The organism is Streptococcus cristatus (assembly GCF_003944225.1).
GTDB classification, from domain to species: Bacteria; Bacillota; Bacilli; order Lactobacillales; family Streptococcaceae; genus Streptococcus; species Streptococcus cristatus_K.
This window is the reverse complement of record NZ_RJPN01000003.1, coordinates 1-26,201: the sequence shown is the minus strand read 5'-3', so window position 1 is coordinate 26,201 and position 26,201 is coordinate 1. Positions and strand designations below refer to the sequence as shown.

At 40.1% G+C, this 26,201-nt stretch carries 24 protein-coding genes; all 24 read right to left on the bottom strand.

The features are described from left to right. Positions 1 to 23: 23 nt before the first annotated feature. Positions 24 to 1,424 carry a dipeptidase PepV gene (pepV, locus tag D8797_RS04525; RefSeq protein ID WP_125379434.1) on the bottom strand — a complete coding sequence of 467 codons (1,401 nt, stop codon included), beginning with the start codon at positions 1,422 to 1,424 and terminating at the stop codon, positions 24 to 26. 47 nt (positions 1,425 to 1,471) lie between these two features. Beyond that, a complete protein-coding gene (locus tag D8797_RS04520) occupies positions 1,472 to 2,077 on the bottom strand; it encodes a nitroreductase family protein (RefSeq protein ID WP_125379433.1) in 606 nt (201 codons plus the stop codon). Positions 2,078 to 2,441: 364 nt separating this feature from the next. After that, the gene (locus D8797_RS04515; RefSeq protein ID WP_125379432.1) at positions 2,442 to 2,888 is read right to left on the bottom strand and encodes a hypothetical protein; all 447 of its coding nucleotides are present in this window, start codon (positions 2,886 to 2,888) and stop codon (positions 2,442 to 2,444) included. A gap of 9 nt (positions 2,889 to 2,897) precedes the next feature. After that, a complete protein-coding gene (locus tag D8797_RS04510) occupies positions 2,898 to 3,341 on the bottom strand; it encodes a hypothetical protein (RefSeq protein WP_125379431.1) in 444 nt (147 codons plus the stop codon). A 121-nt stretch (positions 3,342 to 3,462) separates the two neighbouring features. Continuing rightward, entirely contained in the window at positions 3,463 to 3,894 is a 432-nt protein-coding gene (locus tag D8797_RS04505; protein ID WP_125379430.1) for an SMI1/KNR4 family protein, read from the bottom strand. Positions 3,895 to 3,930: 36 nt separating this feature from the next. Then, complete coding sequence (locus D8797_RS04500; protein ID WP_125379429.1) at positions 3,931 to 4,785, bottom strand: metallophosphoesterase family protein; 855 nt, start codon at positions 4,783 to 4,785, stop codon at positions 3,931 to 3,933. 66 nt (positions 4,786 to 4,851) lie between these two features. Beyond that, positions 4,852 to 6,534, bottom strand: a complete 1,683-nt coding sequence (locus D8797_RS04495; RefSeq protein WP_125379428.1) for an AAA family ATPase — start codon at positions 6,532 to 6,534, stop codon at positions 4,852 to 4,854. Then, a complete protein-coding gene (locus D8797_RS04490) occupies positions 6,531 to 7,508 on the bottom strand; it encodes a hypothetical protein (protein WP_125379427.1) in 978 nt (325 codons plus the stop codon). The genes D8797_RS04495 and D8797_RS04490 overlap by 4 nt, the downstream gene beginning before the upstream one ends. Positions 7,509 to 7,583: 75 nt before the next feature. Next, positions 7,584 to 9,419, bottom strand: coding sequence for an excinuclease ABC subunit UvrC (gene uvrC, locus D8797_RS04485; protein WP_125379426.1), 1,836 nt, complete (start codon positions 9,417 to 9,419; stop codon positions 7,584 to 7,586). Between the two features lie 121 nt (positions 9,420 to 9,540). Then, positions 9,541 to 10,635: a ferrochelatase gene (gene hemH, locus D8797_RS04480; RefSeq protein ID WP_125379425.1), complete on the bottom strand. Its 1,095-nt coding sequence runs from the start codon at positions 10,633 to 10,635 to the stop codon at positions 9,541 to 9,543. 195 nt (positions 10,636 to 10,830) lie between these two features. Further along, entirely contained in the window at positions 10,831 to 13,284 is a 2,454-nt protein-coding gene (locus D8797_RS04475) for a CAP domain-containing protein (protein ID WP_005590434.1), read from the bottom strand. Between the two features lie 231 nt (positions 13,285 to 13,515). Further along, complete coding sequence (locus tag D8797_RS04470; protein WP_125379424.1) at positions 13,516 to 16,812, bottom strand: pneumococcal-type histidine triad protein; 3,297 nt, start codon at positions 16,810 to 16,812, stop codon at positions 13,516 to 13,518. Between the two features lie 8 nt (positions 16,813 to 16,820). Further along, positions 16,821 to 17,753 carry a metal ABC transporter solute-binding protein, Zn/Mn family gene (locus D8797_RS04465; RefSeq protein ID WP_125379423.1) on the bottom strand — a complete coding sequence of 311 codons (933 nt, stop codon included), beginning with the start codon at positions 17,751 to 17,753 and terminating at the stop codon, positions 16,821 to 16,823. Positions 17,754 to 18,014: 261 nt separating this feature from the next. Then, complete coding sequence (gene trmD / locus D8797_RS04460; protein WP_045497615.1) at positions 18,015 to 18,746, bottom strand: tRNA (guanosine(37)-N1)-methyltransferase TrmD; 732 nt, start codon at positions 18,744 to 18,746, stop codon at positions 18,015 to 18,017. Beyond that, positions 18,736 to 19,254, bottom strand: coding sequence for a ribosome maturation factor RimM (gene rimM, locus D8797_RS04455; protein ID WP_061422770.1), 519 nt, complete (start codon positions 19,252 to 19,254; stop codon positions 18,736 to 18,738). Before rimM ends, trmD begins: the two co-directional genes overlap by 11 nt. Positions 19,255 to 19,348: 94 nt before the next feature. Beyond that, complete coding sequence (locus D8797_RS04450) at positions 19,349 to 19,711, bottom strand: TIGR02328 family protein (protein WP_125379422.1); 363 nt, start codon at positions 19,709 to 19,711, stop codon at positions 19,349 to 19,351. A 75-nt stretch (positions 19,712 to 19,786) separates the two neighbouring features. Next, complete coding sequence (locus D8797_RS04445; RefSeq protein ID WP_062005376.1) at positions 19,787 to 20,341, bottom strand: GNAT family N-acetyltransferase; 555 nt, start codon at positions 20,339 to 20,341, stop codon at positions 19,787 to 19,789. Between the two features lie 158 nt (positions 20,342 to 20,499). Further along, entirely contained in the window at positions 20,500 to 21,165 is a 666-nt protein-coding gene (locus D8797_RS04440) for a potassium channel family protein (protein WP_061909228.1), read from the bottom strand. A gap of 10 nt (positions 21,166 to 21,175) precedes the next feature. Beyond that, complete coding sequence (locus tag D8797_RS04435) at positions 21,176 to 22,525, bottom strand: TrkH family potassium uptake protein (protein ID WP_125379421.1); 1,350 nt, start codon at positions 22,523 to 22,525, stop codon at positions 21,176 to 21,178. After that, positions 22,522 to 23,073: a putative immunity protein gene (locus D8797_RS04430; protein WP_125379420.1), complete on the bottom strand. Its 552-nt coding sequence runs from the start codon at positions 23,071 to 23,073 to the stop codon at positions 22,522 to 22,524. The genes D8797_RS04435 and D8797_RS04430 overlap by 4 nt, the downstream gene beginning before the upstream one ends. A 431-nt stretch (positions 23,074 to 23,504) precedes the next feature. Further along, positions 23,505 to 23,744, bottom strand: coding sequence for an RNA-binding protein KphA (kphA, locus tag D8797_RS04425; protein ID WP_005590445.1), 240 nt, complete (start codon positions 23,742 to 23,744; stop codon positions 23,505 to 23,507). Positions 23,745 to 23,763: 19 nt separating this feature from the next. Continuing rightward, positions 23,764 to 24,036 carry a 30S ribosomal protein S16 gene (gene rpsP, locus D8797_RS04420; RefSeq protein WP_125379419.1) on the bottom strand — a complete coding sequence of 91 codons (273 nt, stop codon included), beginning with the start codon at positions 24,034 to 24,036 and terminating at the stop codon, positions 23,764 to 23,766. Between the two features lie 126 nt (positions 24,037 to 24,162). Further along, complete coding sequence (gene pynA, locus D8797_RS04415) at positions 24,163 to 24,849, bottom strand: pyrimidine 5'-nucleotidase PynA (RefSeq protein ID WP_125379418.1); 687 nt, start codon at positions 24,847 to 24,849, stop codon at positions 24,163 to 24,165. 41 nt (positions 24,850 to 24,890) lie between these two features. Then, the coding region (locus tag D8797_RS04410; RefSeq protein ID WP_142999729.1) for an AAA family ATPase at positions 24,891 to 26,201 on the bottom strand (1,311 nt) is incomplete at its 5' end.

The window sequence follows — 26,201 nt, the reverse complement described above, 5'->3', positions numbered from 1 at the left end:
GCATAGCCAAATGAGTTCTTATTTTATTTGATCAATTCGTAAATGGCTTCAGCATAAATTGCAGCCGCGCGAAAGAGATCTTCTACATCGATAAATTCATTGGCTTGGTGCATAGTATCGATATAATCTGGGAACATAGCGCCGTAAGCGACACCACGTTTCAAGAGGCGTCCAAAGGTACCACCACCGATAACTTGCTCATGACCTTTCAGTCCAGTTTGTTTTTCATAAACAGCCAGCAAGGTCTGTACCAACGGATCTTCCATCGGTACATAGTGAGGAGTATGTCCATGCTCAGACAAGGTCACTTTGGTCACTGGCAACTGCTCTAAAATATTTTGAATGGCTTCTGGACTAGTTCCCTTAGGATAGCGAATATTGAGGGCAATTGTATTGTCAGCCTTGTTTTCGTCAAAACGGAAAACGCCCGCATTCATTGACAGAGCTCCCATCTTCTCATCCACATGAGCAATCTTCAAGTTCTTACCCTCATGGTCATTTAGAAGAATATTTCCAGCCACATCTAGATAATCCTTAGCAGGACCCGCAAAGTCAAACTGCGTTAGGAATTTGGCCAAATAGGTTGCACCATTGACACCAGACTGAGGAGAAGCACCGTGCGCAGACTTACCGATAATGGTCACAGTGACTTGATCATTAGCTAATTCTTCATATGTAAAGTCTAGCCCATTTTCCTTAGCAAACTGCTCCAATGTATCAACTAGATTTGGCAAGTGACCTGACAAGACAGCTGTTCCAGACTCAGGTACCATGTTTTCTCGCAAACCACCAGTAAAGCTATGTAGGCGTGCTGCGCCAGCATTTTCACCAGCAAAATGCAGGTACTCTGTGATATTTCCTTTTTCACCATTGATAATCGGAAATTCAGCGTCTGGCGAGAAGCCGAAATCCGGCTCAGGCAGACCTACATGAGCAAAGTAATACTCCATGTCTTTCCAGCCAGACTCTTCATCTGTCCCCACCACAAAGCGCACGCGCTTAGAAACCGGCAATCCCAATTCCTTGATGATTTTCAAACCGTAGTAACATGCCATAGTTGGTCCCTTGTCATCACTAGAACCACGAGCATAGAGACGGCCATCCTTAATCGTCGGTGTATAAGGGTCTGTATCCCAACCACTTCCAGCAGGTACCACATCCATATGGGCAAAGATACCCAGTTCTTCTTCTCCTTGACCAAAAGTAAAGTGACCAGCATAATTGTCCACATTTTGAGTCGGGTAACCATCACGTTCAGCAATTTCCAAAAACTTATGCAAGGCCTTTACAGGACCAGGTCCAAAAGGATGCTCCTTATCTGCCTTTGAATCATCCCGCTCTGAATTAATTTCTAAAAGACTGAACAAGTCCGCCAACAGAGCTTCTCTACGTTTTTCAACTTCTGCTTTAAAATCAATTGTCATTTTCTCACCTCTATAAAACACTTCGATTCAAACTATTTTTTACTCTATTAACGCTTTTCAATAATCTCGTCAACTGGTAATCGATAGCTAGGCTCTAGCTTGTCGTCTGTATAACCAACAGTAATCAAGAGTTCTGGACGGAAACGCTCATCAATCTCCAAAACTTGGTTGACTTTTGATTTATCAAATCCTAGGATGATATTTGAGCCAATACCTTGGTCAGTCAAGGCCAAAACAAGGTTCATAGCAACCAAACCCGCATTAAGGGCCAAGTAATCACTCTTTTGTTGGTCATTATAGCGAGCAAACTCAGCTGGTAAATTTTGCATGTAAAATTGCAGCTGCTCATCAGAAAAATTTTTTACCCCAGCGACACGCGCGATCTTGCGTGCCCGCTTAGCCAAATCCGTATCTGTAAAGAGGGCAATTGTCACTGGAGCTTCCTTGATTTGCTCTTGGTTAGAGCCAAAGGTAATACCCGCTAAAGCTTCATTTCGCTCACGCACTACTACAAACTTCCAAGGTTGACTATTATGAGCACTTGGTGCCAAGGTCGCAATTTCAATAGCTGTACGGACATCCTTAGGGTCTACCGGTTTGTCATTGAAATGCTTAGTCGCATGACGCTTTTTGTTTAATTCAAGAAATTTCATAATTGGTTTCCTTTTCTAATTTCTGTTACTCTTATTTTACCACAAATTGAAAGAGCTTGCAGATGTTTTTCACAAAGTCAGATTGCTATATTTTATAAAATGATTTCAAATAGAAAAGTCGGACAATACAAACTCAAGACAATACCATAAATTCCTTCTATTTCAAAACCAGATCCAAATTTTTTCTGGAGCTCTGCACGGATATCCTTCTCCAAATGTTCTTTATGTTTATCAAAATTCAGCCCCATCTGTCTTCAACTTTCTTTTTGTTTTACTTTTCAAAACAGCCCCATCACACACTTGGTCGCATGGAAAGCATTTTGCCTCTGCTTTTCTATCATTCAACTAGAGATTGTCGCAAGCATTAAGTTTGAGTACTGTTCTTCACTTCCTCAAACCATTTTTCAAATTCTAAACGTGGAAGCAATTCTTCGTCCTTATCATAACGACCTTCATAGCTATAGCGACTGTCAAGGCTGTTTTTCTGTGCATCATAAATCAACCACATTTCAGTTGGGTGTTCACGATTGTATTCTTGGCACAGCTTAACCATTCTTTCTATATCTTGTGCCCCAATTCTTAATAGACTAAACTGAATTTCATCTGAACTATCTATTTCATTAGGAAGGTAACCCGCAATATCATCTCTATCCAGATAATGATTATTAGTTTTAAAAAATACATCAAATCTATAAAAACCATCAGCAACACAATAAATAAAAATTTTATCTGCTTGATTTTGGACATATTCCATAGCTAATGAAACCATGTCAATCTGGATTTCCATAAATTTCTCTTCAAATTGTGTCATATTATTCTCCTACTGCTGCTCGCCTTTCACTTCCTCAAACCATTTTTCAAACTCGAGACTTGGAAGCAACTCTTCATCCTTGTCATAACGCCCTTCATAGCTATAGCAACTATCAAGGCTGTTTTTCTGTGCATCATAAATCAACCACATTTCAGTTGGATGTTCACGATTGTACTCTTTACAGATTTCAATCATTGCTTCTATATCCTTTATGCCTTCTTTTAACAGGACTGATTGTAAATTTGTATCAACACTTAATTCTTCAGGTAAATATTTATTTACTTCGTGTTTACGAACGATGTAGTCATTAATCTGATAAAACACGTTATAGCTATACAGACTATCTGCTATAGCATAAATAAAAATTTTATCTGCCTGTCCATGAACATACTCCAGCGCAAGTGAAACCATACTAGCCTGAACTTCCATAAATTTATCTTCAAATTGTGTCATCGTCATCATCCTATCTAATTCTTTTAGCTTTTCAAGTTAGTGGACACTATTCATAAAGCGCTCGACTTCTTCAACACGATTATAGAATCTGTATTGATTTCTATTCGTCAAAAAACATCAGCTATATCAAGTCATAATAGAAAGTGTCATCTTCCATAAGCCGGTCTAGAAGCTCTACTAAATTAGGAGCAATTTCCTTATCATAATAGTAGATTTTCCCCTTATTTTCAGCAGCAAATCCGATAGATAGCAGTGCTACTTCATTGCCTTCAAAGAAAACTAATTTATCATCTTCAAATTGATTGTAGATTTCAATATCTGGATAAAACTCAAAATCATGTTGCCTCAATCTAAAGTCTAATACTGACTCTGGATCCATGATACGGTTTATATTATCCACCTTGCTTTTTAGAAAGCCATATCCGACTTCTGCATAAAATTCTTTAAGGAGCTCAGGGATTTGAATGCCCAGCTTTGATTCACTATCCCTAATCTTATCTAGATTCACTGGATAAAATTGGTTCAACGGATCTAATTTAATCTTCTCAAACATCTAAGCTCGTCCTTCCAAATTCAATGTCATCTCTCTTCAACTTTTATTTTCTTTTGGTTCACCTATCTGAAAAAACTGCTTAACATCCTCTACGTAACCATACTTGTCATTCAAGTAAGCCAATAATTCTCGGTTATGGCCTTGGTAGTTATCTTCGCGACGTAATTCTTCGTACATTTCGATGAAAGGGAGGGCTTTGTCTTTGGCCAATTCTAACTCTGCTTCATAGTCATAGGCGACTTTTCGGAATTGGATGTTCACCAGTTCCCCGTCCTCAACTTCTAGCAAGGCATACTGGGCACGGTGATTTTTCAAGGCCAGCCAATCAAAATAGGGCATGCCAATCGAACCGGGATTGATAATTTGTTGCCCTTGGCTGCCATAGCGAAGCAACTGCTTGTGGACATGACCGTAAACTGCCACATCGCTTTCCGCATCTAGCAGTTGGTCAAATTTTTCTGTATCATTCTCAACTAACAAGTCACCTCCATAATTTTTGTCAGGTAAATTATGAGAGAGCGAAAAACGCAGGCCATCAATTTCTTTCTTCGCAACCATAGGCAGACTCCGTAGCCAAGCGATCTGATCGGGATCCATTCGCTCCATCAAATACTGCGCCATACGCAAGAGCTGGACTTCCTCTGGGTCTTCTAAGCCATATTGACCGTCTAAGGCCTCTAGGACACAATCATCCCAGTTTCCGCGGACAGTCGCTGTGATAGGAAGGTCTTTTAGCAAGGCTAGCAAATCATTTTCCCCAGGACCAGGGAGAAAAACATCTCCTAAAAGCCAATACTCTGTCGCTTCCTGTCTTTTAGCATCTGACAGAACTGCCTGCAAGGCCGTGGTATTCCCATGTATATCAGAGAGAATTGCGATTCTATGTTTCATATTATTACTTTCTATTGTTCATTTTCAAATGATTGTATTGATAATTCAAACTATTTACTTACAAACTTATCTATCCGCATGGGTACTACGTATATTTGCTTCAATCATTGCTCTGACCTGCTGGCGTTGTCCCTCATTCAGATTCAACTTCTGTAGTTGTTTTTCAATACTAAATTCTGAGGTATTGTATTTCTTATCATACATCTCTAATAATTTATTACGAAGAATAGGCTCACTAATCAAATGAATTTCTTTTAATAGCTCCTCTTCTTCATTTCCTTCCTGCTCCTCTTCTCCATTAAGTCTTTCAATCATAGAATTAATCTTCGCTAAGGCAAAATCACCATAAATATTATCAATCAAATTTTCCTTCATGATTTCTTGTATATTTTTAGCGAAAGTATTTTGTAAAACTTTTCCTTCTGAATATCCCGTTTCTTGATTTTTTTCAATCATAATCACATTTCCTGGTTTAATATCAGATAACATATAGGGAGAGTGGGTTGCGAAGATGAGTTGGAAGTTCATTCCTCCTATTTTGTTGATTTCATTTATATAGTTGACTAAAAAGTTTATTAAGCTTCTAGACCATTCGAGGTGCATACCCGATTCTAATTCATCCACTACTAATTGACATGTCCCTTGAGAGGGATTCATTTGTAACCACTTTACATAACTTATCACTTTTAATATATTTGTTTCACCAGTAGACATATTATAATAAAATTCATCTATTGCTCTAAAACTATAGTACTTCAAATCTAATGCATTCTTTTCTAATTTTTCATAGTCTAGATACAGTTTTTCAAATTCGATTCGATTATCAAAATTCTTTTCTCCATATCCAATCTCAACTATCCGAGTTTCCGTACTATCACTATATTCTTTAATATCGTAATTCTTAATAATTTGTTCGAAATTATTTAGAAAATCAACTAATAAATTCAGAAAGTCTTTCTTTTCTTCTTCTGTTTCTTTTTTTATTTTATCAAATAGGGTCAGATAATCACCATCTATAAAATATCTTTCAATTTCTTCATCGCTTAAGCAATAGTTAAAATCATTACAAATCTTCACAATTATTTTCAAAATGAGACAGGAGAAAAACTTTCTCTGTTCCCAATCATTTAAATATTTATCTGGAATATCATACTTATTAACTCCAAAACTAAATTTATATGATGAAGATACCAATCCTCGGAAATATAATTCTTCATAAGCTTCAAAGATACCATTCAACATATACCATTTAGAAGATTCTGCTAAGTGAACATCTAATAATGATACCCTTCCGAATCTTCCGCTTGGACGTCTATCTTCGTTCATGATATAATTCAACTTATCTATCTTTTGAGCATCACAGTATCCACTTATATCAACTTGATCCGTTGCTAGATCTTCTATAGTAATTGAATTTAAATCATACTTTTCACCTCTTAAATAAAACTTTCCATTAGTATCTAAATACACATAGAAAAATTGATTTATATCTTTGTTTTGATCTTCCGCACGATGATAATAGCCTATCAGATTTAAAATAGTGCTTTTTCCCACACCATTTATCCCAACTATTGGTGAAATATTATAAATAGACTCTCCATAAAAATTTTCAATATAATCTGGATTTTTATCAATTTTTAATTCATTCGTTTCAAAATCAAAATTTACTTTATATTCGTCTGAAAAATTAAAAATCTGATTCTTAAAAAGCTCATCATACTGTTTAATCACCAAAGCAATTAATTTCATTCTTCTTCTCCTACTAGTCCAATTTCTTTGCTAATATCTGTAACCATTTTTGAAAGTGGTCTTTTCCCATAATTTTCTTTGTCTGTGTAGTGACCTGTTATAAAACGATTCAACTCAGCTTTTCTCAATTCAAGATTTGTTTGATTTAAGATTTTTGACAAACCATCTCTATAACTATCTGTATATACTTCTTTTTTCCAAATCAATTCATTTACTACATCAATGTGACTTTGATATAGCTCCTCTATACCCAAAATACGAATTCCATTTTTAAAATAAATATCATGAGAATCGATTTTTATATTAATCTCATCAACAGACTTTGGAATGTATGTAAACTTTACATCATCGAATGGAAAACTAGTATCATAAGGACTATATTCTAAATCCTTATTTGATTTCACATGATTACAACTATAACAACTAGGAATTAAATTATAAAATGAAACCGCAAATAGTGGATAGCTGTCTTTTGAAAAAAAGTGGTCTAGTTGAGCAGTGTTTACTACTTTAGTCTGACAACTAATTTCTTGCTTGCAACCCGGACATTCTTTTTCAACCTCATCAATTACAAATAAGTCTTGATTACAATTATTACAATGAAGTATTTTATATGTTGAGTTTATATAATTACGATTACAATACGGGCATACCGAAATGTTCTTTAAATCAATTATTTTCCTCCTTAATCTCGAATCTATCTTTCCATAAGATTTTTTTAGATACTCTGCTAATCTAGATTCTTCATCTGCGAAATTATCTAACAATTCTTTAATATTTTCTAAAAATGAATACTCACCTGTCATTATCTTTAGAAAAGCATCCTTTTCACTCTCAAGTCCTGGTATATTATCTGTGACCCATTTATTTAATTCATTTTTAAATTCAGGATAATCTTGAAAATTCATTTTTTTATATAATTCCAAGCAAATTTTTTCAACTTTAGACGGATTTGATTTTTCTAAAGGTATCATAATTGACTCTCCATTCTGGTTCACTTCCTTCCAATTATACCACAAAAGACCGTTTTCACGGTCTTAGTTTATATATTAACCATCCAATTCTGCTAAAGGTTCTGCCACTTCTAACAAGGGGCGGGATGAATCTGTTTGATTGAGTTTTGCCTGCACAGCCTCCGCCACTGCTCGCGGTACGCCCACTTCGACGATTTCATCGACACTTGCTTCTTTAATCTTGGTCAGAGATTTGAAATGCTTCATGAGATTTTGCTTGCGTTTGGGCCCCAAGCCTTCGATGCCATCGAGTTGCGATGAGAAGGAATTCTTAGAACGAAGCTGACGGTGGAAGGTAATGGCAAAGCGGTGCACCTCATCTTGGATGCGCTGGAGGAGGAAAAATTCCTGAGAATTACGGGACAGTTCTACGACTTGAAGAGGATCGCCAAAGAGCAATTCATGGGTCTGGTGCTTGTCATTTTTTTGCAATCCAGCAATAGGAATATCAAGCCCCAACTGGTTCTGTATAACTTCTTTAGCAATATTGACCTGACCTTGCCCACCATCAATGACAATCAGATCTGGTGGCGTCAGCCCGTCACGAATGACCCGACTATAGCGACGCTTGATGACCTCTCGCATGCTAGCGTAGTCGTCCGGCCCTACCACAGTCTTGATCTTATATTTGCGGTAATCCTTCTTGCTAGGCTTACCATTGACAAAGACCACCATAGCCGATACGGGACTAGTTCCCATGATATTAGAGTTGTCGAAAGACTCAATCCGAACTGGTGTCGGAATGTTAAGGAGTCTCCCTAGATTTTCAATAGCGCCCTGCGTTTTCTCAACGGATTTCTCCAAAAGATCAAATTTCTGCTGGAGGCTGACCCGAGCATTCTTAATAGCCAGATTGACCAACTGTTTCTTTTCGCCTCGCTGAGGCTTGACTACTTTTGTATCCACCATGGCCCGAACAGCTTCTTCATCAATGTCTGCTGGAATTAAGATTTCATTGGGCTTGAGATGGGACTTTTCTTGGTAAAACTGGCCAATATAGGTCAGGAAATCTTCGTCGGGATCATTGTAATAGGGAAAAAGATTGACATCACGTTCAATCAGCTTACCTTGGCGGACAAAGAAGACCTGCACGCACATCCAGCCCTTATCCACATAGTAACCAAAAACATCACGATTCTGCAAATCCTTAGCCATGACCCTCTGCTTGGTACGCAAGGTTCCAATAGCCTGAATCAGGTCACGGTATTCAGCCGCTCGCTCAAACTCCATGGCTGCAGCTGTTTTATTCATTTTATCACGTAGCTCATCAATAATCTTGTCGTCCTGACCTTTTAGAAAGTCCGACACCTCCTGAGCCATATTCTTGAAATACTGGCTATCCCGCTTGCAAATCGTATGGGCTTCACATTGCCCCAAGTGATAATAAAAACAGACTTTTGCAGGTGGATTGGTACATTTTTTGAATGTAAAAATGCGATCGAGCAGGCGTTTGATTTCATTGGCTGCACCAACATCTGGATATGGGCCAAAATAAAGACCACCATCCTTTTTGACTTGGCGCGTGATGATCAGACGAGGATAAATCTCGTTGGTAATCTTAATAAAAGGATAGGACTTATCGTCCTTGAGCATGATATTGTACTTGGGCTTATTTTCCTTGATTAGATTGATTTCTAGGAGCAAAGCCTCAATATTAGACTCAGTAACAATAAACTCAAAATCCTCAATCTCGGAAACCAGAGCCTCCGTCTTGGTATCGTGGCTGCCACGGAAATAAGAACGGACCCGATTGCGTAGATTTTTGGCTTTGCCGACATAGATAATGGTACCGTTTTTGTCCTTGTGAATGTAACAGCCGGGACTGGTCGGCAACAGTTCCAGCTTGGATTGAATTAGCTTGTTTGTAGACATAATTTACAAAACCCTATCTTTTCAATAGAAATTTTTCATTTTCCTAGAACATGCACTTTCTTAACAATTCATTATCATTCTTCGTTGCAAATGTTTCTTTCTAGGCTGGTAGATCTTAGACTTACTTTGATTCTTGCGCCCTTTTTTCTAACATCTTCTTTATGAAATAAGGCATTTTGACATTCTCTCTACCCTTTTTCTCTATCAACTTTTTGACAAATTCAGGCATTTGAAGTTCTTCCGTTTCGCTTAAGATTTGATTACTTTCTTCTGAAGGGGCCAATTCGTCAAAGGTTGTTTCTTCTGGATGCATGTATCGAAGCTCTTCTGTTTCATGCTGACGAATAGTTGCTAATAATGCATCAATCAAACGGGAGTCTGTGTTCGGCATTGGTGGACGATGATAAACCACACCGAGTTCTTGGCACAATTCCTGACACTCCACATCATTATCAAACAGTACCTCGATATGTTCGCTGATGAAACTAATTGGGACAAAGATATAATGTTGCGGGTGGTTCGTTTGATCTCGGAGATATTCTAAGACATCTGGCTTGATCCACGGCAAGCCAATATCGCTTTCGCTCTGCCAGGTATTGGTATACTCAGATGGAGCAAGGCCTAGTCGATGTGCAATCAACTGTGAATTTTCAATAATCTGATCAATATATGGATCTTCAAAATCAAGCGCTAAAACTGGCACACTGTGAGCTGAGAAAATGACCTTAAAACTTTCATCTTTGACTTGCGTCTGCAAGATTTTCCTGATTTCTTCCTCCCAAAAGCCAAGCAAATCATCAGCTTGATACCATTCTTTGATAATATGGAATTTAATTGTCTGGCTCGTAATAAATTTTTCATACCCCATGACAGAGTAAAAAGAATAATGCGGTTCTAAAATCAAGCAAATACATTCCTCAATCCCGTCATCCTCCATCTGCTTAATAACATCTGGAATAAAAGGGCGAGAAAATTTATTAGCAAAATAGACAGCATACTCTCCCACTAAAGCTTCTTTCACCAGCTCAACTTCTGCCCGCGTGATGCGTTGCAGGGGACTGCCACCAATACGCTGATAATTATCATGAAGGTGCTGAATCTCCTGATCAGTAGGCCGCACACCACGACGGATATTCGTGAAAAATTCTGCAATATCCTCAAAAGTATAGCCCTCTGGCGATCCAAAGGTCATCATTAGAATAGCTTTTTTAGTCATAAGTTCCTCTTTTTGTATAAAATCCTCTGCTATTATAACATGATATCCCTTGAAAAGCAGATAAAAGGAATGTTTTCTAGCCAAATTTAAGAATTATTTGAATCTCAAAAAATTTTCTTCTTAAATTTGTTTCAATCAAACTAATTAGCCAATAAAAAATGAAGTGAGATGTAACACTCACTTCACTGTTATCTGCTATAAAGTTTTTCTACGGCGATGTTTCACTGCACCTGCGAGAAGAGCTGCACCAAGAGTCATTCCAAGGAAGGCTAGTTGCTCCGCTTCCGTTCCTGTATTAGGAAGGGCAACTGACTGGCTAGGCGAAGCTTTAGGAGTCGCTGGAGTTGATGTAGCATTAGTATTATTATCACTCTTTGGCTGAGCCTGAGCAGCTACATTAGCTGTCGGTTCAACCTGCGCAGTCTTCTCATCTTGAGAAGCTGAATTTGCATTCGAAGTCAGAAGCGTTTGACTTCCTGCACCTGCTGCAGCAAAATTAAGTCCACCATTTGCCTGATAAGTAGTTGTAGTAGCCGATGCTAGGGCTTGGCGCACTTCTTTTGGAAGAAGGTCTAGCAAATAATTGTAATTTGCTAGCAACTCGTTGTAGACTGTTTGCAAATCAATTAATTTTGCATTCTCAGTCTCAGCAACAACTTGTTTAGCCTTCAGGTCAGCCTCTGCTGTAACCAAGTCTTGCTTAGCTTTTTCCAATTGTTGTGGAGCTGTTTTGAGATCTGCAACTTTCTTCTGAGCTGCAGCTACACGATTTTGAGCAGCTACCAATTCAGCTTTGGCCGCTTCTAGTGCCTTATTCTTGTTTTCCTCAGCCGTCTTCAAAGCTGCGAGCTGATTCTTAGCCTCTACTAAGGTTGCCTGAGCTTTTTGCAATTTAGACTGATATGGAGAAAGGGCAGACGCGATTCTTGCTGTTGCTGACTTCAAAGCAGCCTTTTTATCTGACAAGTTTTGTTGAGTCAGAGCTAAGGCTTTCTCAGCAGCTTCAAGATTCTGTTTAGCTTTTACAACAGCAGCCGCACGATCTTTCTGTGCCTTGTATGAATCTGTCAACTGATTATTTAAAAGATTCAGGCTAGACTCTTGGCTAACTTTCTGCGCTTGCAACTCTGCCAAACGATTCTTCAAGGCTGTCACATTGGCACTTGAGGCAGCTCCACGACTGCCACCGCTGCGGAGAAGTTTCTCCATCGCCTCAACGGTTAGCAATGTGCCATTATTAACTCTTTGATTGAAATTCCGAACATTATGGAATCCAACTTCTGAAGTTCCGTATGGAGTTCCAAACTGATTTGGATGAGTGTCATAGGCAGCAGAGATTGCATTGGCCTTGTTATCCATCATTTGGACATAGTGACCAATTTGCGCAAAGACGTTAGGCCCCACCTTCATATAAATGTCATTAGCATCTAGTTGTCTTTCATCAGTTGGCAAGCCGTATTGAGCAGCAATCTTCTGATACAAGGCTTTTTCACTATGCCAGAAATTAACCGCACCTTGAGGATTGAAGCTGATGGCTACGTTTTCATTGCCAATCAGCTTCCCCATATGCCAGTTAGCCTTTTCAAAGTACAAGGTCTGAATTTGGCTGGCAACATTGGCATATGGATCCACCAAAAGTTCTGGGAGTCCTGCATTACGACGGTAGGCATTGATGGCCTTAACCAATTCCAAGGCCTGCAAGTTATTTTCCAAGCTAGCTGGGCTAGATGGATTTGAACTAACCGTGATCTTGAATTCATTCTGACCACGCTTGTAAAGGGCTAAAGCATCAGCTGCAGCATTTCTTACAGCTTCGTTGTTCGAATTATCTCGAAGATTCTCTAAGAATTGCGAATAGGTCGTATTCCGTAAATCAACCGGTGCTGTACTTGCATTTTTCTGTTCATGCACCAACTCTGTATTTGTTGCAGCAATCAATTGCTTGGTCTGCTCTAAGTTAGCCTGTGTTTGATTGATTTTGTTTTGGATTTCTGCCTGATTTTGTGGCGCAGCATTTGCTTCTTGTTCTGCTTTTGCTAGTTCATTTTTAGCATGCTCCACAGCTGTTTGAGCTTGATTTTCCTGATTTTTAGCAGTTTCCACAGCTGCAGTTTCAGCATGAACTGGTTCTTTGGCTTTGTTTAGCTCAGATTCTGCCACATCCACCAATGATTGCTGGCCAGCAATTGTATTTTCTTGGTCTTTAACTGCCTGACTTGCTTCTTGTACAGCAGTTTCTGCTTCTTTGACAGTTTCTGATTTTGCTGTTACTTCTTCTTCAGCTTTTTTAACACTGGTCTCTGCTTGAGAAATGTTTTCTTCAGTTGCTGCTTTTTCATTCTCAGTAGCAGTAGCCACTTTCTCTTGAGCCTCTGAAACTGCAGCTTTAGCTCCTTCAAGGTCTGCTTCAGCTTTCTTAGTTTGCTCTTGTTGCTGATTTACATTTTTCTTGGCAGCATCTGCTTTTTCCTTCGCTTCTGCTACATCCGCTGTCGTAATTGGTTTCTCGGTAACTGCTGTTGCCTTTGGTTTCGTAGCCGTTGACTCAACGAGTTCATCCGCTTTTACCTGATGGCTGAGCGCACCAGAAATAATCGTTGTCGCTGCAATGCCAGTTGCTACAACGGATTTACCAATTTTCTTGTCCATAGACATCTCCTTCTAATAGCACATGTATCATTTTACAATCAGTCCTATGCTATAATACTAACATAAAATGACTGGTTAAACCAGTCAAAACCATATCATTTAAATAGAAATTCTATTACAATTTTATGACAAAAATCGAACGCTCCATCCTAAGAATATAGAAATAGAGCGGATTTAAAGCATTTTTCGCCTCTTCCGCTCCTCATTTCCATTTATTTAGAAAAAATTTCTTTACTGCTTATTTGCTTCTGATGTCACTTGACTTTCAGGGGCTTTTTCTGAAGGTGCTGCTGAATTTGATTTTTCTACTTCAGGAGTGACTGGTGAGCCTGACTCTTCCACCGTCTCTTTAGGAGCCTCACTCGTTTTTTCTTCCTTATTCTCCTCAGTCGGACTGACCTCCGTCTCGTTTTTGGGTTCAGTAGGAGCTGGCTTGTTGGCTTGAAGCTGATTAACGAACGCTTCTGCTTCAACTAACAGGCCTGCTTTGTCCACACTCGGATCGGATAATTTATCCAGTAGAGCATCTACCTTGGCAAATTGCTCATCTGTCCCCTGTTGTTCCTCAAGCATCTTGTGGGCGGACATCAGCAAATTGTAAATTTTCAGATAGGTCTCTTTATCCTTAAGCGCTGCAGATGCTTGCTGTTCTTTTAAGGTTTCAACGATTTGGGTCAAGAACGTTTTCGTTTCTGACAAGATTGTTTCTCTATTTTTGCGACCTTCTTGCAAATCAGTACCAAGTGCTGCGAGTTGCTTTTGATAAGTTTCTTGCACAGTCGAATCCGTTACTTTTTCCAAAAGTTCTTGACCTTTTTGGAAGAGAGCTTGGAGAGTTTCTTCTGAGATTTCCTCTGTAGGCTGCGGTGCAAATTCTCCATACAATTCTTTCAAGAAACCATAGATAGCCGTCTTATAATTGTGGTCATCCAGCTTTTCGGTATCCAGAACCGTTTTATCCTTGGCTGAAGCAGCCTCGCCACTTGCCAGAGCCTTATCAACTTCGAGCTTAGTTTGATAGAGTTCCAAGAAAAGAGCTTTCAGGTCGACCGCTTCGATAAAGGCCTGAGATTTATAAAGCTTAAGCGTCAAATCAGCAACTTTCTTACGAAGTTCTGGCTGCAAACGAGCATCATCAACTGCAAGATAGAAAGCTTTAAGATACTCGACGGAAGTCACTCCTGTCCGGTCTTGATAATCTTGCAGACTTGCCAATAGCTGCTCAATCTCAGCCATCTTAGCTTCATTTTTTTCTACCTTAGCTGTCTGCAATTCACCGAGCAAGTTGGTTTTATTCACATTGTAGCTGTCTGTTTCCAAACGTTTGATCTTGTCAACCAATTCTTGATATTTTTTATCAACTTCTGTCAGCTCTTCCGTTTTCGCTTTCTCGTCAACATGAATGTAGTGCTTATCAAATTGATCTAGGCTTGCCAAATATCCCTCTGTTGAGTTACTTGGCAATTGCTTCATGGTTTCTACAAAATTACCGAGAGCTAGCTCGATTCGACGTTGCATGAGCAAGTCTTTAGCATAAATGGTTCGGCTAGCTGTCAGGAGAGTATCTACCTTTTCAAGAACAGCCTTTTCATCATAGCCTCCTGCTTGATAAGCTGATTGTAAGGCTGGAATTTTATTCTTCAAGCCCAGATTCAATCCTTTAGATTGGACACGAATGTAGTGGTTGTGATCGCCATGCGGAATGACAAACTGACCATTTTCAACCTGAATACTGTACGGAGACAGACCTGAACGCAGGGCTGTTGTATAAAGCTCGTTTAGGAAGTCCAGTTCTGGATTTCCAGTTTCTAAAGGAATCCGAACATGCTCTTTTCGAACAGCGTATGGATGGATATGTGTCGGATCGTAGTCTTGATCTGGGTTATTAAAGACAAAGAAGCCTTTTGAAATCTTGATCGCTTCACGCGGTACGCCATAAGTCTTGGAGATATAAGCGATTTTCTCTTCGTCACTGGCGTCACGAGAAAAACGGTCATATTCTGTGCTGACTTGACTGGACTGGCTTGAATCTTTGTGCTTAGCCAGATTGGCTTCTGCCGCTGCAATCTGATCTTTGGTCAAATCTTTTTTGAAGAAATAATGTGCATGGCCGCCGTGTTGGACAACGTAACCTTCCTCATCTTTTGAGATGACATGTTCAGCATGGAAACCATGGTCGTGCTCGTCTTTATCAGCTGGTTTGGCTGGCTGACTTGGATTTGCTGGTTGGCTAGGCTGGCTTGGTGTACTTACAATAGCCTTAGGATAAGTCTTCTGACCAGCAACAGGAATGTTCCGAGCTATTTCTTCTTCTAGGGCAGACAGTTGGCTATAAGGGATAAAGTGATAGTGATTTCCATGTGGAATGGCCACTCCTTCTGCGGTCCGTCTAACGATTTTGCTTGGATCAAAGACAAGACCATCTTTTTCAACATAGCGTTTTTCTTTTGGTGTGCGGTAGAGTTTCTCAAGTAAGGTTTGGTAACTTGATGGTGCATCTTCTGCTTTTTCAGCTGGTTTGGCTCCGTGCCCAGCATCTGATTGGACAGGTTTGGACGGTTGAGCTGGTTTAGCAGTCTGTCCCTTGTCAGCTTGATGCGCTGGCTTAGTCGCAGTTCCTGCATGTTGATTTTCCGATGCTTTAGCTGTAGGAGCAGAAGCTTCTCCTCCTGTATTAGGATTTTCAGCTGGACTAGCTACTTGCTTGCCTCGCTGCAAGGAATCCCAGTAGGCTTGGGCAGCCGCTAATTCACCTGGCGACAGATCACTTTTAGGAATATAGTGCATATGACCGCCATGTGGCACAAGGAAGCCATCTCCTGTATCCGAAATCACATCAGATGGACTGAAAACATAGCCGTCATCTGTTGTATAGGCGCCATTGCTCCGACTCGATGCAGTGCCTTCTGCTTGATAGGTTCTCTTTCCTGCAGCATAAGCGGCACTTGGACGACTGAAGTCTTGTGTTTTTCTGCTAACAGTTTGACCCGATTTAGCTTCAGAACTGCCTTCGACTTCTTCCTTGCTAGGATGAATCTGTCTTTGCCGTGCGATTTCATCAACTGAACGAACATTGCTGGTTTCTTTGGCATTTGTCAGATATAGGTAATATTTGCCTGCAACCTTGATAATATAGCCATCTTTTACTTGGCTGACAATATCTGACTCCTGCAATTGATAATTTGGATCCCGCATAATCAACTCTTCACTCAGAATTGCATCAAAGGGGACCTTGCCATTATAGTAATGATAGTGATCGCCATGTGAAGTCACATAGCCTTGGTCCGTAATCTTGACAACGATCTGCTCAGCAGTAATGCCTTCTTTGGCCTGAATCTGCTCAGGTGTCAATTTCTCGGCTTTTTGAGATTTATTGTCCTGCTTATTTGTAGATTTCTTTTCTACATAGGCCACTCGATTTCTTGCTTGTTCTTGTGGCTTATCTGCTTGATACTGCATGATCGCATAACCGCACACACCAAGTGTAGCTAGTGCCGCAACTGAACTAATAATATATTTCTTTTTCATACATCACCTCAATGTTTTAATTCTTTGGCTAAAATTTCTAAATTATCTTCTAAATTTTCAAGATAGGTCTTGTCATTTTCAGGATCTGCTTCCAGAGGATTCAGCACCTTTAGGTTGACTCCTGTCGCCTTCTTCAAGGTTTCAGCCAACTTAGAAGAAGCATTGCTCTCGACAAAAATCGTCTTGACTTTATAGGTCTTGATAAAATCTTGTATCTCCGTCAACTGCCTTGGACTAGGCTCTTGATCTGGCGAAATGCCTGAAATCCCTAATTGCTTGAGACCGAAACGCTTGGCTAGATAAGAAAAGGCCGTATGCTGGGTCACAAAAGTTTTTTCATCTAGCTCGCTAAAGACTCCTTGGTATTTTTGGCTCAGGGCCTTTGCCTTCTCTGCAAATTTTTGAGCATTTTTTTGATAGGTATCCGCATTTTTACTATCTAGCTTGGACAATTCTTGAGCAATGATCTGCGCCTCTTCTGCTACTTTTTCAGGATCTAGCCAGGTATGTGGGTCATAGAGGGTCTTTTCATCAATCCCTTCCTCCGTAGACACTTCTTCTAAGCCGGCCACCTTGTCCAACTGCATCCCATTACTGGCTTCTACGACCGCTACTTTGGACTTTTGTAAACTAGGATCCAGACTACCAGCCCAAGACTCCAAAGTCCGCGAATGATACACAAAGACATCTGCTTCATAAATAGCCGCTACATCACTGGCTGACGGCTCAAATTCATGAATCCCTGCGCCCGACTGAATCATCCGTACATCATTTAAGTCTCCCGAGACTTCTTTGACCATCGAATAAATCGGGTAAAAACTCGTGACAATATTGAGCCCATGTTTGCTACCAGCACCGCTTGCTTCCTTTTTGCTACAAGAAGCAAAGCCAAGTCCCAGTAAGACTAGGCTTAGAGCTATCAAAACCTTTTTGATTTTCATTTCAACTCCTTAACCAGTTTAGCAATCATTCAAAGAAAGAACTATTTTCAAAACATTCTTTCCCAAGAATTGCTTTCAAAAATAGCTTCTTTTATTAACTGGTTTATTAACTAGTTAAGATAATACTCCTTTTTATTTTTTCTGTCAAGAAGGAAGTTTGAATTTTTTCAAAAATTTTCCACCCCTTCATCCAATTAAAAAAAGCCACAAACGTGGCTTTGAGAAATCGATATCTAAATTTTGCTATTTTTATAGAAAGGACTAGTGTTCACTATCCCTACTATTGGCTCGAATTTCTTCCAACATTTTGGCTTCTTCGGCTGTACATTCATAGTTTTCCAGCAAGTCCGGACGACGCTCATAGGTTTTTTTCAGACTTTCATAGAGACGCCACTTGCGGATATTCTCGTGGTGCCCACTCATGAGCACTTCTGGAACGACCATGCCCCGATAGTCATAAGGACGAGTGTACTGAGGATACTCCAAGAGTCCAGACGAAAAGCTGTCATCCGTGTGACTGACTTCCTTGCCAATAACCTCTGGAATCAGGCGAACTGTCGCATCAATCATGGTCATAGCCGCCAATTCTCCTCCGGTCAGGACATAGTCACCTAGCGAAATCTCGTCCGTCACCAAGGTCTTAATCCGCTCATCATAACCTTCGTAGTGACCGCAGATGAAGATCAATTCCTCTTCCTGAGCCAGCTCCTCAGCATAGGCTTGGTCAAAGGTTCGTCCGGCAGGATCCAGCAAAATCACGCGCGGCTGCTTCTTTTCAATGGCGTCATAGGCATCAAAAATAGGCTGAGCCCGCAGCAGCATGCCCTGACCGCCACCATAAGGTTCGTCGTCTACATGACGGGATTTTTCCGCATTTTCTCGGAAATTGTGATAATTGATTTCCAAGAGACCTTTTTCTCGCGCCTTACCCACGATCGAGTGCTCCAAGGGCGCAAACATCTCTGGAAAGAGGGTCAAAATATCAATCTTCATCGTCCAGTCCTTCCGGTATCTCTACATCAACCCGGCCTTGCTCGATGTCAATGCTTAGTACTACTGGCGGAATGTAAGGCAGCAGCAAATCACGCTTACCTTTCCGCTTGACTACCCAGACATCATTGGCTCCTGGCTGGAGAATCTCCTTAATCGTACCTAGCAGAACGTCATTTTCATAGACTTCAAGGCCGATGATTTCATGGTAGTAAAATTCCCCATCTTCCAAATCAGCCAAGTCTTCTTCGGCTACTTTCAGACTAAAGTCACGAAATTTCTCGATGTCATTGATATGATACATGCCCTTGAACTTGATGATATCAAAGTTCTTGGCCTTGCGATGGCTGGCAATTTCCACGTCCATGACAAACTGGTCTTTCTTATCGAAAAGAGCCAGTTTATTGCCTTTTTTAAAACGCTCTTCCGCAAAATCTGTCACCGATAAAACCCGCATCTCACCTTGCAGACCTTGGGTATTGACGATTTTCCCAACATTAAAATAATTCATTTTTACTCCAGTTAATCTTTTTACTATTCGTTTTATTCTATCATTTTACTAGCTTTTTCTCAAGGCAGGCAGCTGGCTCAGACAGCGGAAAAGCCTATAAGTCAATGCCTTTTTCTTTGAGATTTTGCAGGCATTCCTCATAGTAAGCCGCGTCATGCTCGGGGTAAATAGGGCTCGCCACAGCCATTTCTTCCAGATGCACATAGGCTGGACAAGTCTTGCCACGATAGTCCCGCTCCAGCCACTCTGGGGACACACGATAACCTCGCTTGCTCATCTCCTCCATAATCAGCTCATGGTAGCGATAAAGCAAGTAAGGAGAGTGAGTAAAAACATAGTCAACGGTCGCATGTTTCTTGCCCCAGCCATTGCCACGAAGAGCGCAGCATTCCCGATGCTGACCAAGTAGCTGCGGACGGGGAAGCTTGGGAATCAATGCTTGATGCCAGAGTCTCATTCTAACCTCCATTTAGTAAAAACAAAGCAATCTTTTGTTGCTCCAAATAGCCTTTGACCACTATAAAACTTCATTTTAATAATCGCTGAAGCGTCTATGTTTGATTTCAAAGTCGAAATAATTCTCTTCCTGAAGCCGGTGGAAAATATCCCGATAGGCTTCTTCGTCAAAAGACTCCCCTCGATAAAGGATTTCAAAGCTAAGATCCTCATATTCCAGAAAGGCATTGGCTGAGCGGAAGCCCTTGCTCTGATAAAAATCCCAGCGAGCTTGACGCTGCTCAAGATTGTCACAGGGCTCATCTAAACGCTCGATTTCTAAAAGCATGGTTCGCTGATAAAAATTGACCAGCTTTTCAATGATTTCACCGCCATAGCCATGGCTACGCAGATGCGGCATAATCGCAAAGAAACTAACATAAAAGGCTTGATCATTGGAGATGGCAAAGGCAAAGCCAACAAACTCTTTTTCATGATAAAAGGCGAAAAAATTAGCATCTTCCTGATCCTCATATCGTAAAAATTCACTGAGAGGTATCCTTTCCTCTTCTGGGAAAGCTTCATTATTCAAGGCCTCTACCTTATCCAAATCTGGAAAATCTGCTGTAATGATCTGGCTGGTTAAGCTCATAAAATCACTCCTTTTCTAGTGATAGTATAACAAATTTTACAAAAGGGTTCAAAAAAGAGCCCTGAAAGAGCTCTTAGGTATTTATTTTTCTGAAGTGATGGTAAGATTCCGAGTTCTTAGGAACTACCGACAGTTGGTCCCGATTGGACTCCCAGCTACTACTTTACTATTTCACGTAAATTATCCAAATGTTGGTTATCCGTCACAGCCATAATGCTGACTCCTGCTGGCCAGACAAAGTCTGGAGTAAACTGACTTTCCAAAGGCTGATTTTTTGTCAGACGGTAGCCAATAATATTGAGATGATACAGCCTACGAGCATCTACTTCACGAACTGTTTTCCCGACCCAGCTAGCAGGCAGCTCAAACTCAGCCACGACTACATCATCATCCAACTGGAAAACCTCAATCGAATGGTTAAAGAGAATGGTCTTAGCCAATGAAATGCCAGCCTCCACTTCTGGCAGGATAACCAAATCAGCTCCCACCTTTTCCAGTACCTGCTGGGTTACTTCATCCTTGACCTTGGCAATGACATTTTTAACGCCCAATGCCTTACAGTGCATGACCGCTAGGACACTGGATTCCAGACTTTCTCCAGTCGCAACGACGACCGTATCACAGGAACCGACGTCTGCCGCCTCCAAAAGCTCCATATCAGTAATGTCCCCGATCACACCGACGGCAATCATGTCTTCATACTGATTGATTGTCTCTTCGTGATTATCAATCGCAATGATTTCTACATCTTGAGAAATCAAGGCCTCAATGATACTCTGTCCAAAAATCCCTAAGCCGAGGATTCCAACTGTTTGATTTGCCATTTCTTTTCTCCTATCCAATCATAATGTCCGCCTTGCTGTAGTGCAAGGTAGTCGCCTTCTTCGGTTGATAATGGCTGAGACTGACCATAAGAGTCAGCGGCCCCACCCGTCCAATAAACATCAGCAACATAATCACAACCATACCAGCTGTATTGAGGCTGGTAGTGATATTGGCCGTCACACCAACTGTAGCCAGTGCCGAAACAGTCTCAAATATCAGGTAAATAAACCGATGACTGCTATCAGTCACTAGCCCAAGAGCCAAAAGACCAAGCAGAAATGTCAGCTGAAAAATCACTGTCACACCAAAAGCCTTCTGCACCAGCTGAGGAGCCAGTGTTCTCCGACCGAGATTAGTATGTGGCAAGCCCAAAATCTCCTTACGAGCGAAAAGCAAAAGAACTAAGAAGGTCGTAATTTTCAGACCACCTGCTGTACCACCCGGAGCTCCTCCTAAAAACATCTGGAGCAGATAGATAAACAGGGTTACTGGACGAGCAGCCGTATAATCGATGGAAGCAAAGCCAGCTGTCCTCATGCTGACTGTCTGGAAAAAGCTGACCAATAGCTTATCGCCAAAGGAAAGATTGCCAATCGTTCCAGGATTATTATACTCCGTCCAAAGACTCGTGACCGTCCCAAATACGAGAAGACCAGCAGTTAGCAGCAAGACTACCTTGGTATGAAAGTGCAGCCCCTTTTGTTTTCCTCCCAATTTAGTCGCCAAGTCAAACCAGACCATAAAACCAAGTCCGCCAGTAATGATGAGGAGAGCCAAGGTGATATTGACCAAAACATCTGTCTGCAAGCCTAGTAGACTATCATTTCCAAAATTATCAAATCCTGCATTACAAAATGCAGAAACAGCTAAAAAGATAGAATTAAAAATTCCTTTTCCCAGGCCAAACTTAGGAATGAAGCGAATCATGAGAAGGAGAGCGCCCAGTCCTTCGATAGTAAAAGTCGTGATAAAAATCGAACGGACAAATTGACCCAAGGTACGATTGTGACCATAACTAAAACTATCTCGCAGAATGCGGCGATCCTTGAGGCTGAGCTTTTTCCGACTTTCCATGGTGAAAAATCCGATAAAGGTCAGGATTCCCAAACCACCAATCTGAATCAGCAGCATGCAAAGGAGCTGCCCCCAGACATTGTATGTATCTGCAACCGATCGTGTAAAAAGCCCTGTCACACAGACCATGGAGACCGCTGTAAAAAGATGATCCAGATAGCCCGCTTGGGAACTTGCCGTCTGCACCCAAGGCAGACTGAGTAGCAAGGAGCCACAGAATATCACCAGAAGAAAAGACAAGATAATCTTTTGCGCTGGTGACAAGCGTGAAAATAAATGCTTCATAAAGTTTCCTTTCCTGATCTAATAAATGCAGAGGCTAGCTCTATCTGCCCTCCTCTTTCCTTGATAGCCAGCTGTAAATCATCTGGACTCTGCAAGTTTCTGACTTTGATGGCATAATCCGCTGCGACAATAGCATGTCCCCGCATATGGGCTGTTGCGACTGCCTGGGCAAAGACACGCGCAGCATATTTACCGATTTGTGATTGAGCCTGCTGAGACAGTTTGTTAGCTAAGAAACCAGCCTTTCTTAGTTCATAGGCAGATGCCCTCCCATCAAGCCGAGTCTGAAAAACTTCTCTTACCTGAGTCAAAATCTTCTGCTTCTCAAACTCATCTTCCATATCTATCAGAGCTATAAAGCTTGACGCCATTTTCATAGCCCATCGAGCCAGTTGCCCCTGAGGAAGCTGCTCCAAAACAAGCTCCAATTCCAATCTCTTCTCACTATCATCTAGAATTTTCAGCTTGTAAGGGCTCGGTAAAATCACTTGATCATTCTCATAACACTTGCGCTCATGAACGTTCCAAGCATACTCTTCTGGCTTCATATATCCCCCGATTTCGGATTTCTCTAAACTCGCCCCTGCATTTCATTCTTCTCTTAAATGAAGTGTCAAGTTCTCGCGGAGCTCAAGCTACATCAATGGCCCTAAATTCAACTGCGCCTAACGGCTTATTTCATTAAGGATAATAAGGAATGTAGTTCTCGCAGAGCTCGAACTGCATCAATGGCCCTAAATTCAACTATGCCTAAAGGCTTGTTTCATTAAGGATAATAAGGAACGTAGTTCTCGCAGAGCTCGAACTGCATCAATGGCCCTAAATTCAACTGCGCCTAAAGGCTTGTTTCATTAAGGATAATAAGAAACGTAGTTCTCGCGGAGCTCGAACTGCATCAATGGCCCTAAATTCAACTGTGCCTAAAGGCTTGTTTCATTAAGGGCCATAGAAAAAACGGGACACATGGCCCCGCTGCTTCTTATTTCTCATCAATGACGATGCGAACTTTTTTGTACTCGGTTGGGACAGAGTAAACAATCGTCCTTATAGCGGAGATAGTACGACCTTTACGACCGATCACACGTCCAACATCGCTTGGATCAAGATCAAGATGATACTCTAAAAACTCAGGTGTATCTTCAATCTTGATAGTTAAGGCATCTGGCTGTGAAATCAAAGGTTTCACTATCGCAATAATGAGATTTTCAATCGTGTCCATATATCAACCTGCACTTCTATTATTTAGAGTATTTTGAATCGTGGAATTTCTTCAAAACACCAGCTTTTGAAAGGATGTTGCGAACTGTATCTGAAGGTTGAGCTCCATCAGCCAACCATGCAAGAACGCGATCTTCTTTCAAAGTCACTTGGTTTTCAGCAACAAGTGGGTTGTAAGTTCCAACTGTTTCGATGAAACGTCCGTCACGTGGTGAACGTGAGTCTGCAACGTTGATACGGTAGAAAGGTTTTTTCTTAGAACCCATACGAGTCAAACGGATTTTTACTGCCATTTTTAAAATGTCTCTCTTTTCTTATTTTTTATTTCGGTGAAATAGCTGAGCTATTTAGCACATGTTCTATTATAGCAGATTTTTAAGAGGTGTCAAGTTTTTTTCTTGACAGACTTAAAAATTTTTTCAAATCAGCAATTTTTTAATTTCTTCATAGGAGGATACCGTATAAGTCGGCTGCGCGCTGCTATTATTAATCAACTTCTTGGGATTGTACCAGAGAGAGTCCAGTCCGGCATTATTGGCGCCAGTAATATCTGCAGTCAAAGAATCTCCAATCATCAAAGCCTGAGACAGGTCAAAATCTGGTATCTGCTCTGCTATTTTTTCATAAAACAGAGCCTCAGGCTTCTGAGTCCCCATCTTTTCCGAAATGAAGATGTGATTAAAATAGGGCGCAATATCAGAATGAGCCATACGGCCGGTCTGAATAGCCGTGATGCCATTGGTGGCTCCATAAATCTCATAATCAGCTGCTGTCAGACTGTCCAAAAGCTCACTAGCACCAGCGTAAGTTTGTCCTTGCTGAGCAATGTGCTGCTGATAGAGAAGGGCTAACTCGGCGCCATCTTTCTCAATGCCAAAATGAGCAAAAAGACGAGAAAAGCGCGTATTGACCAGCTCTGGCTTGGTGATTTTCCCCTGCTCCAGATCCCACCAAAGCCCCTTGTTCATGGGAATATAATAATCTTTGTAGGTTTGAATCTCCGTCACGCCCTGCTCCTCTAAAAAATGAGTCAAGGCGATGTCTTCCGCCGTATCAAAATCCAGCAGCGTATGGTCAAGGTCGAAAAGTAGAAATTTGTATGACAAAGTAGGGAATTTCCTTTCTTAATATCTCTCTATCAAATAACTTATTGGTTTATTCTTTTTGATTCTAAGTTTTCTAACTCCAATTTTAGTTGTTCAATTCTATTATCAATAGTACTTTCTTGAAATTTTCTTTCATACATTTCATATAATTTATTTCTTAGTAACGGCTCTGAAATCATATCAATCTCTGATAAAAGGTTTTCCTTAGTTAAATAGTACATAAGAGTGTCTGAGTCTTGAAGGGGATCAAGTTCTTTGATAATTTTGTTTATTTTAGAAATCGCAAATTCACCATAGATATCTTTAATAAACATATCATCATGCATTATTTCCTGTATATTCTTAGCAAATGTATTCCTCATTAATTTTACTTTTACATCCTCTTCATCTTTTACTAAACAAATAACATTTCCATTCTTGATATCAGATAACATAAAAGGAGAATGTGTAGTAAAAATAAATTGAATTTTTGTATTTGAAAATTGATTGAATTCATTGATTAAAAAATTTATTAAACGTCTAGACCATTCTAAATGAAGACCTTCTTCAATTTCATCTACAAGGATTATATAATTACCTTCAAATGATCTAGTTTTTATCAAAGTAACCAAATCAAGTAGGTTCTTCTCACCTTTTGAAGTAACCTCCTTAACTTGAAACCAAATGGCCTCCCCACGTTCATTTATTAAATTTATTTTCCTTTTCTCTGTAAAGTCAATAGTAGTTCTTAATTCATCTATAAAATCTTTAACTGATTGATCTTCAAAATCTATTTTCACAATACAGCTTTGAGCATCAATTGATTTGAGATTATCATTAACCTGATAAAACTCTCTTAAAAATCGAGCAGTGAAGTTAATATATTCAACAATATCATTGCTAGGTTCTACACCTAAATTTCTAAAGTTATCATAAGATAGATGATTTCCAACGAATGTTCCGCTATCTTCTCTCACAAATTCTAAGTCTAAAAGTTGCTTAAAAAAATAAGTTATATCTTTAAAAAGAATTTCCCAATTAGCTACTATATCATCTGCATTAGATACCTTATTATAATTTGGGAAATATAAATCTCGAATATACATATATGTATCAACGAGAACATTTAGAATCTGCAACTCATTGAAAGATAAAGTTAGCCCTTTTTCTAAGAATTCTTCAAAAGAAACTTTACCAAAAAATTCCTGAAATATAAATCCAAATCTGTTAAATACTACAAAATGTTTAAATTCTATGATGAGTCTACTGAATCTTTTTTGATTTTTTTCATCTTCTAGTGCTACATCTATGTTGTTATAATCTTTTTGTTTAGTATAGTAATCAAACTTTAGCAATTCTTTCTTAATATCTAC

Bases quoted from the DNA above. Each gene is read 5' to 3' on its own strand.
- pepV (WP_125379434.1), bottom strand. From the start codon at position 1,424: ATGACAATTGATTTTAAAGCAGAAGTTGAAAAACGTAGAGAAGCTCTG.
- D8797_RS04520 (WP_125379433.1), bottom strand. From the start codon at position 2,077: ATGAAATTTCTTGAATTAAACAAAAAGCGTCATGCGACTAAGCATTTC.
- D8797_RS04515 (WP_125379432.1), bottom strand. From the start codon at position 2,888: ATGACACAATTTGAAGAGAAATTTATGGAAATCCAGATTGACATGGTT.
- D8797_RS04510 (WP_125379431.1), bottom strand. From the start codon at position 3,341: ATGACACAATTTGAAGATAAATTTATGGAAGTTCAGGCTAGTATGGTT.
- D8797_RS04505 (WP_125379430.1), bottom strand. From the start codon at position 3,894: ATGTTTGAGAAGATTAAATTAGATCCGTTGAACCAATTTTATCCAGTG.
- D8797_RS04500 (WP_125379429.1), bottom strand. From the start codon at position 4,785: ATGAAACATAGAATCGCAATTCTCTCTGATATACATGGGAATACCACG.
- D8797_RS04495 (WP_125379428.1), bottom strand. From the start codon at position 6,534: ATGAAATTAATTGCTTTGGTGATTAAACAGTATGATGAGCTTTTTAAG.
- D8797_RS04490 (WP_125379427.1), bottom strand. From the start codon at position 7,508: ATGATACCTTTAGAAAAATCAAATCCGTCTAAAGTTGAAAAAATTTGC.
- uvrC (WP_125379426.1), bottom strand. From the start codon at position 9,419: ATGTCTACAAACAAGCTAATTCAATCCAAGCTGGAACTGTTGCCGACC.
- hemH (WP_125379425.1), bottom strand. From the start codon at position 10,635: ATGACTAAAAAAGCTATTCTAATGATGACCTTTGGATCGCCAGAGGGC.
- D8797_RS04475 (WP_005590434.1), bottom strand. From the start codon at position 13,284: ATGGACAAGAAAATTGGTAAATCCGTTGTAGCAACTGGCATTGCAGCG.
- D8797_RS04470 (WP_125379424.1), bottom strand. From the start codon at position 16,812: ATGAAAAAGAAATATATTATTAGTTCAGTTGCGGCACTAGCTACACTT.
- D8797_RS04465 (WP_125379423.1), bottom strand. From the start codon at position 17,753: ATGAAAATCAAAAAGGTTTTGATAGCTCTAAGCCTAGTCTTACTGGGA.
- trmD (WP_045497615.1), bottom strand. From the start codon at position 18,746: ATGAAGATTGATATTTTGACCCTCTTTCCAGAGATGTTTGCGCCCTTG.
- rimM (WP_061422770.1), bottom strand. From the start codon at position 19,254: ATGAATTATTTTAATGTTGGGAAAATCGTCAATACCCAAGGTCTGCAA.
- D8797_RS04450 (WP_125379422.1), bottom strand. From the start codon at position 19,711: ATGAGACTCTGGCATCAAGCATTGATTCCCAAGCTTCCCCGTCCGCAG.
- D8797_RS04445 (WP_062005376.1), bottom strand. From the start codon at position 20,341: ATGAGCTTAACCAGCCAGATCATTACAGCAGATTTTCCAGATTTGGAT.
- D8797_RS04440 (WP_061909228.1), bottom strand. From the start codon at position 21,165: ATGGCAAATCAAACAGTTGGAATCCTCGGCTTAGGGATTTTTGGACAG.
- D8797_RS04435 (WP_125379421.1), bottom strand. From the start codon at position 22,525: ATGAAGCATTTATTTTCACGCTTGTCACCAGCGCAAAAGATTATCTTG.
- D8797_RS04430 (WP_125379420.1), bottom strand. From the start codon at position 23,073: ATGAAGCCAGAAGAGTATGCTTGGAACGTTCATGAGCGCAAGTGTTAT.
- kphA (WP_005590445.1), bottom strand. From the start codon at position 23,744: ATGGACACGATTGAAAATCTCATTATTGCGATAGTGAAACCTTTGATT.
- rpsP (WP_125379419.1), bottom strand. From the start codon at position 24,036: ATGGCAGTAAAAATCCGTTTGACTCGTATGGGTTCTAAGAAAAAACCT.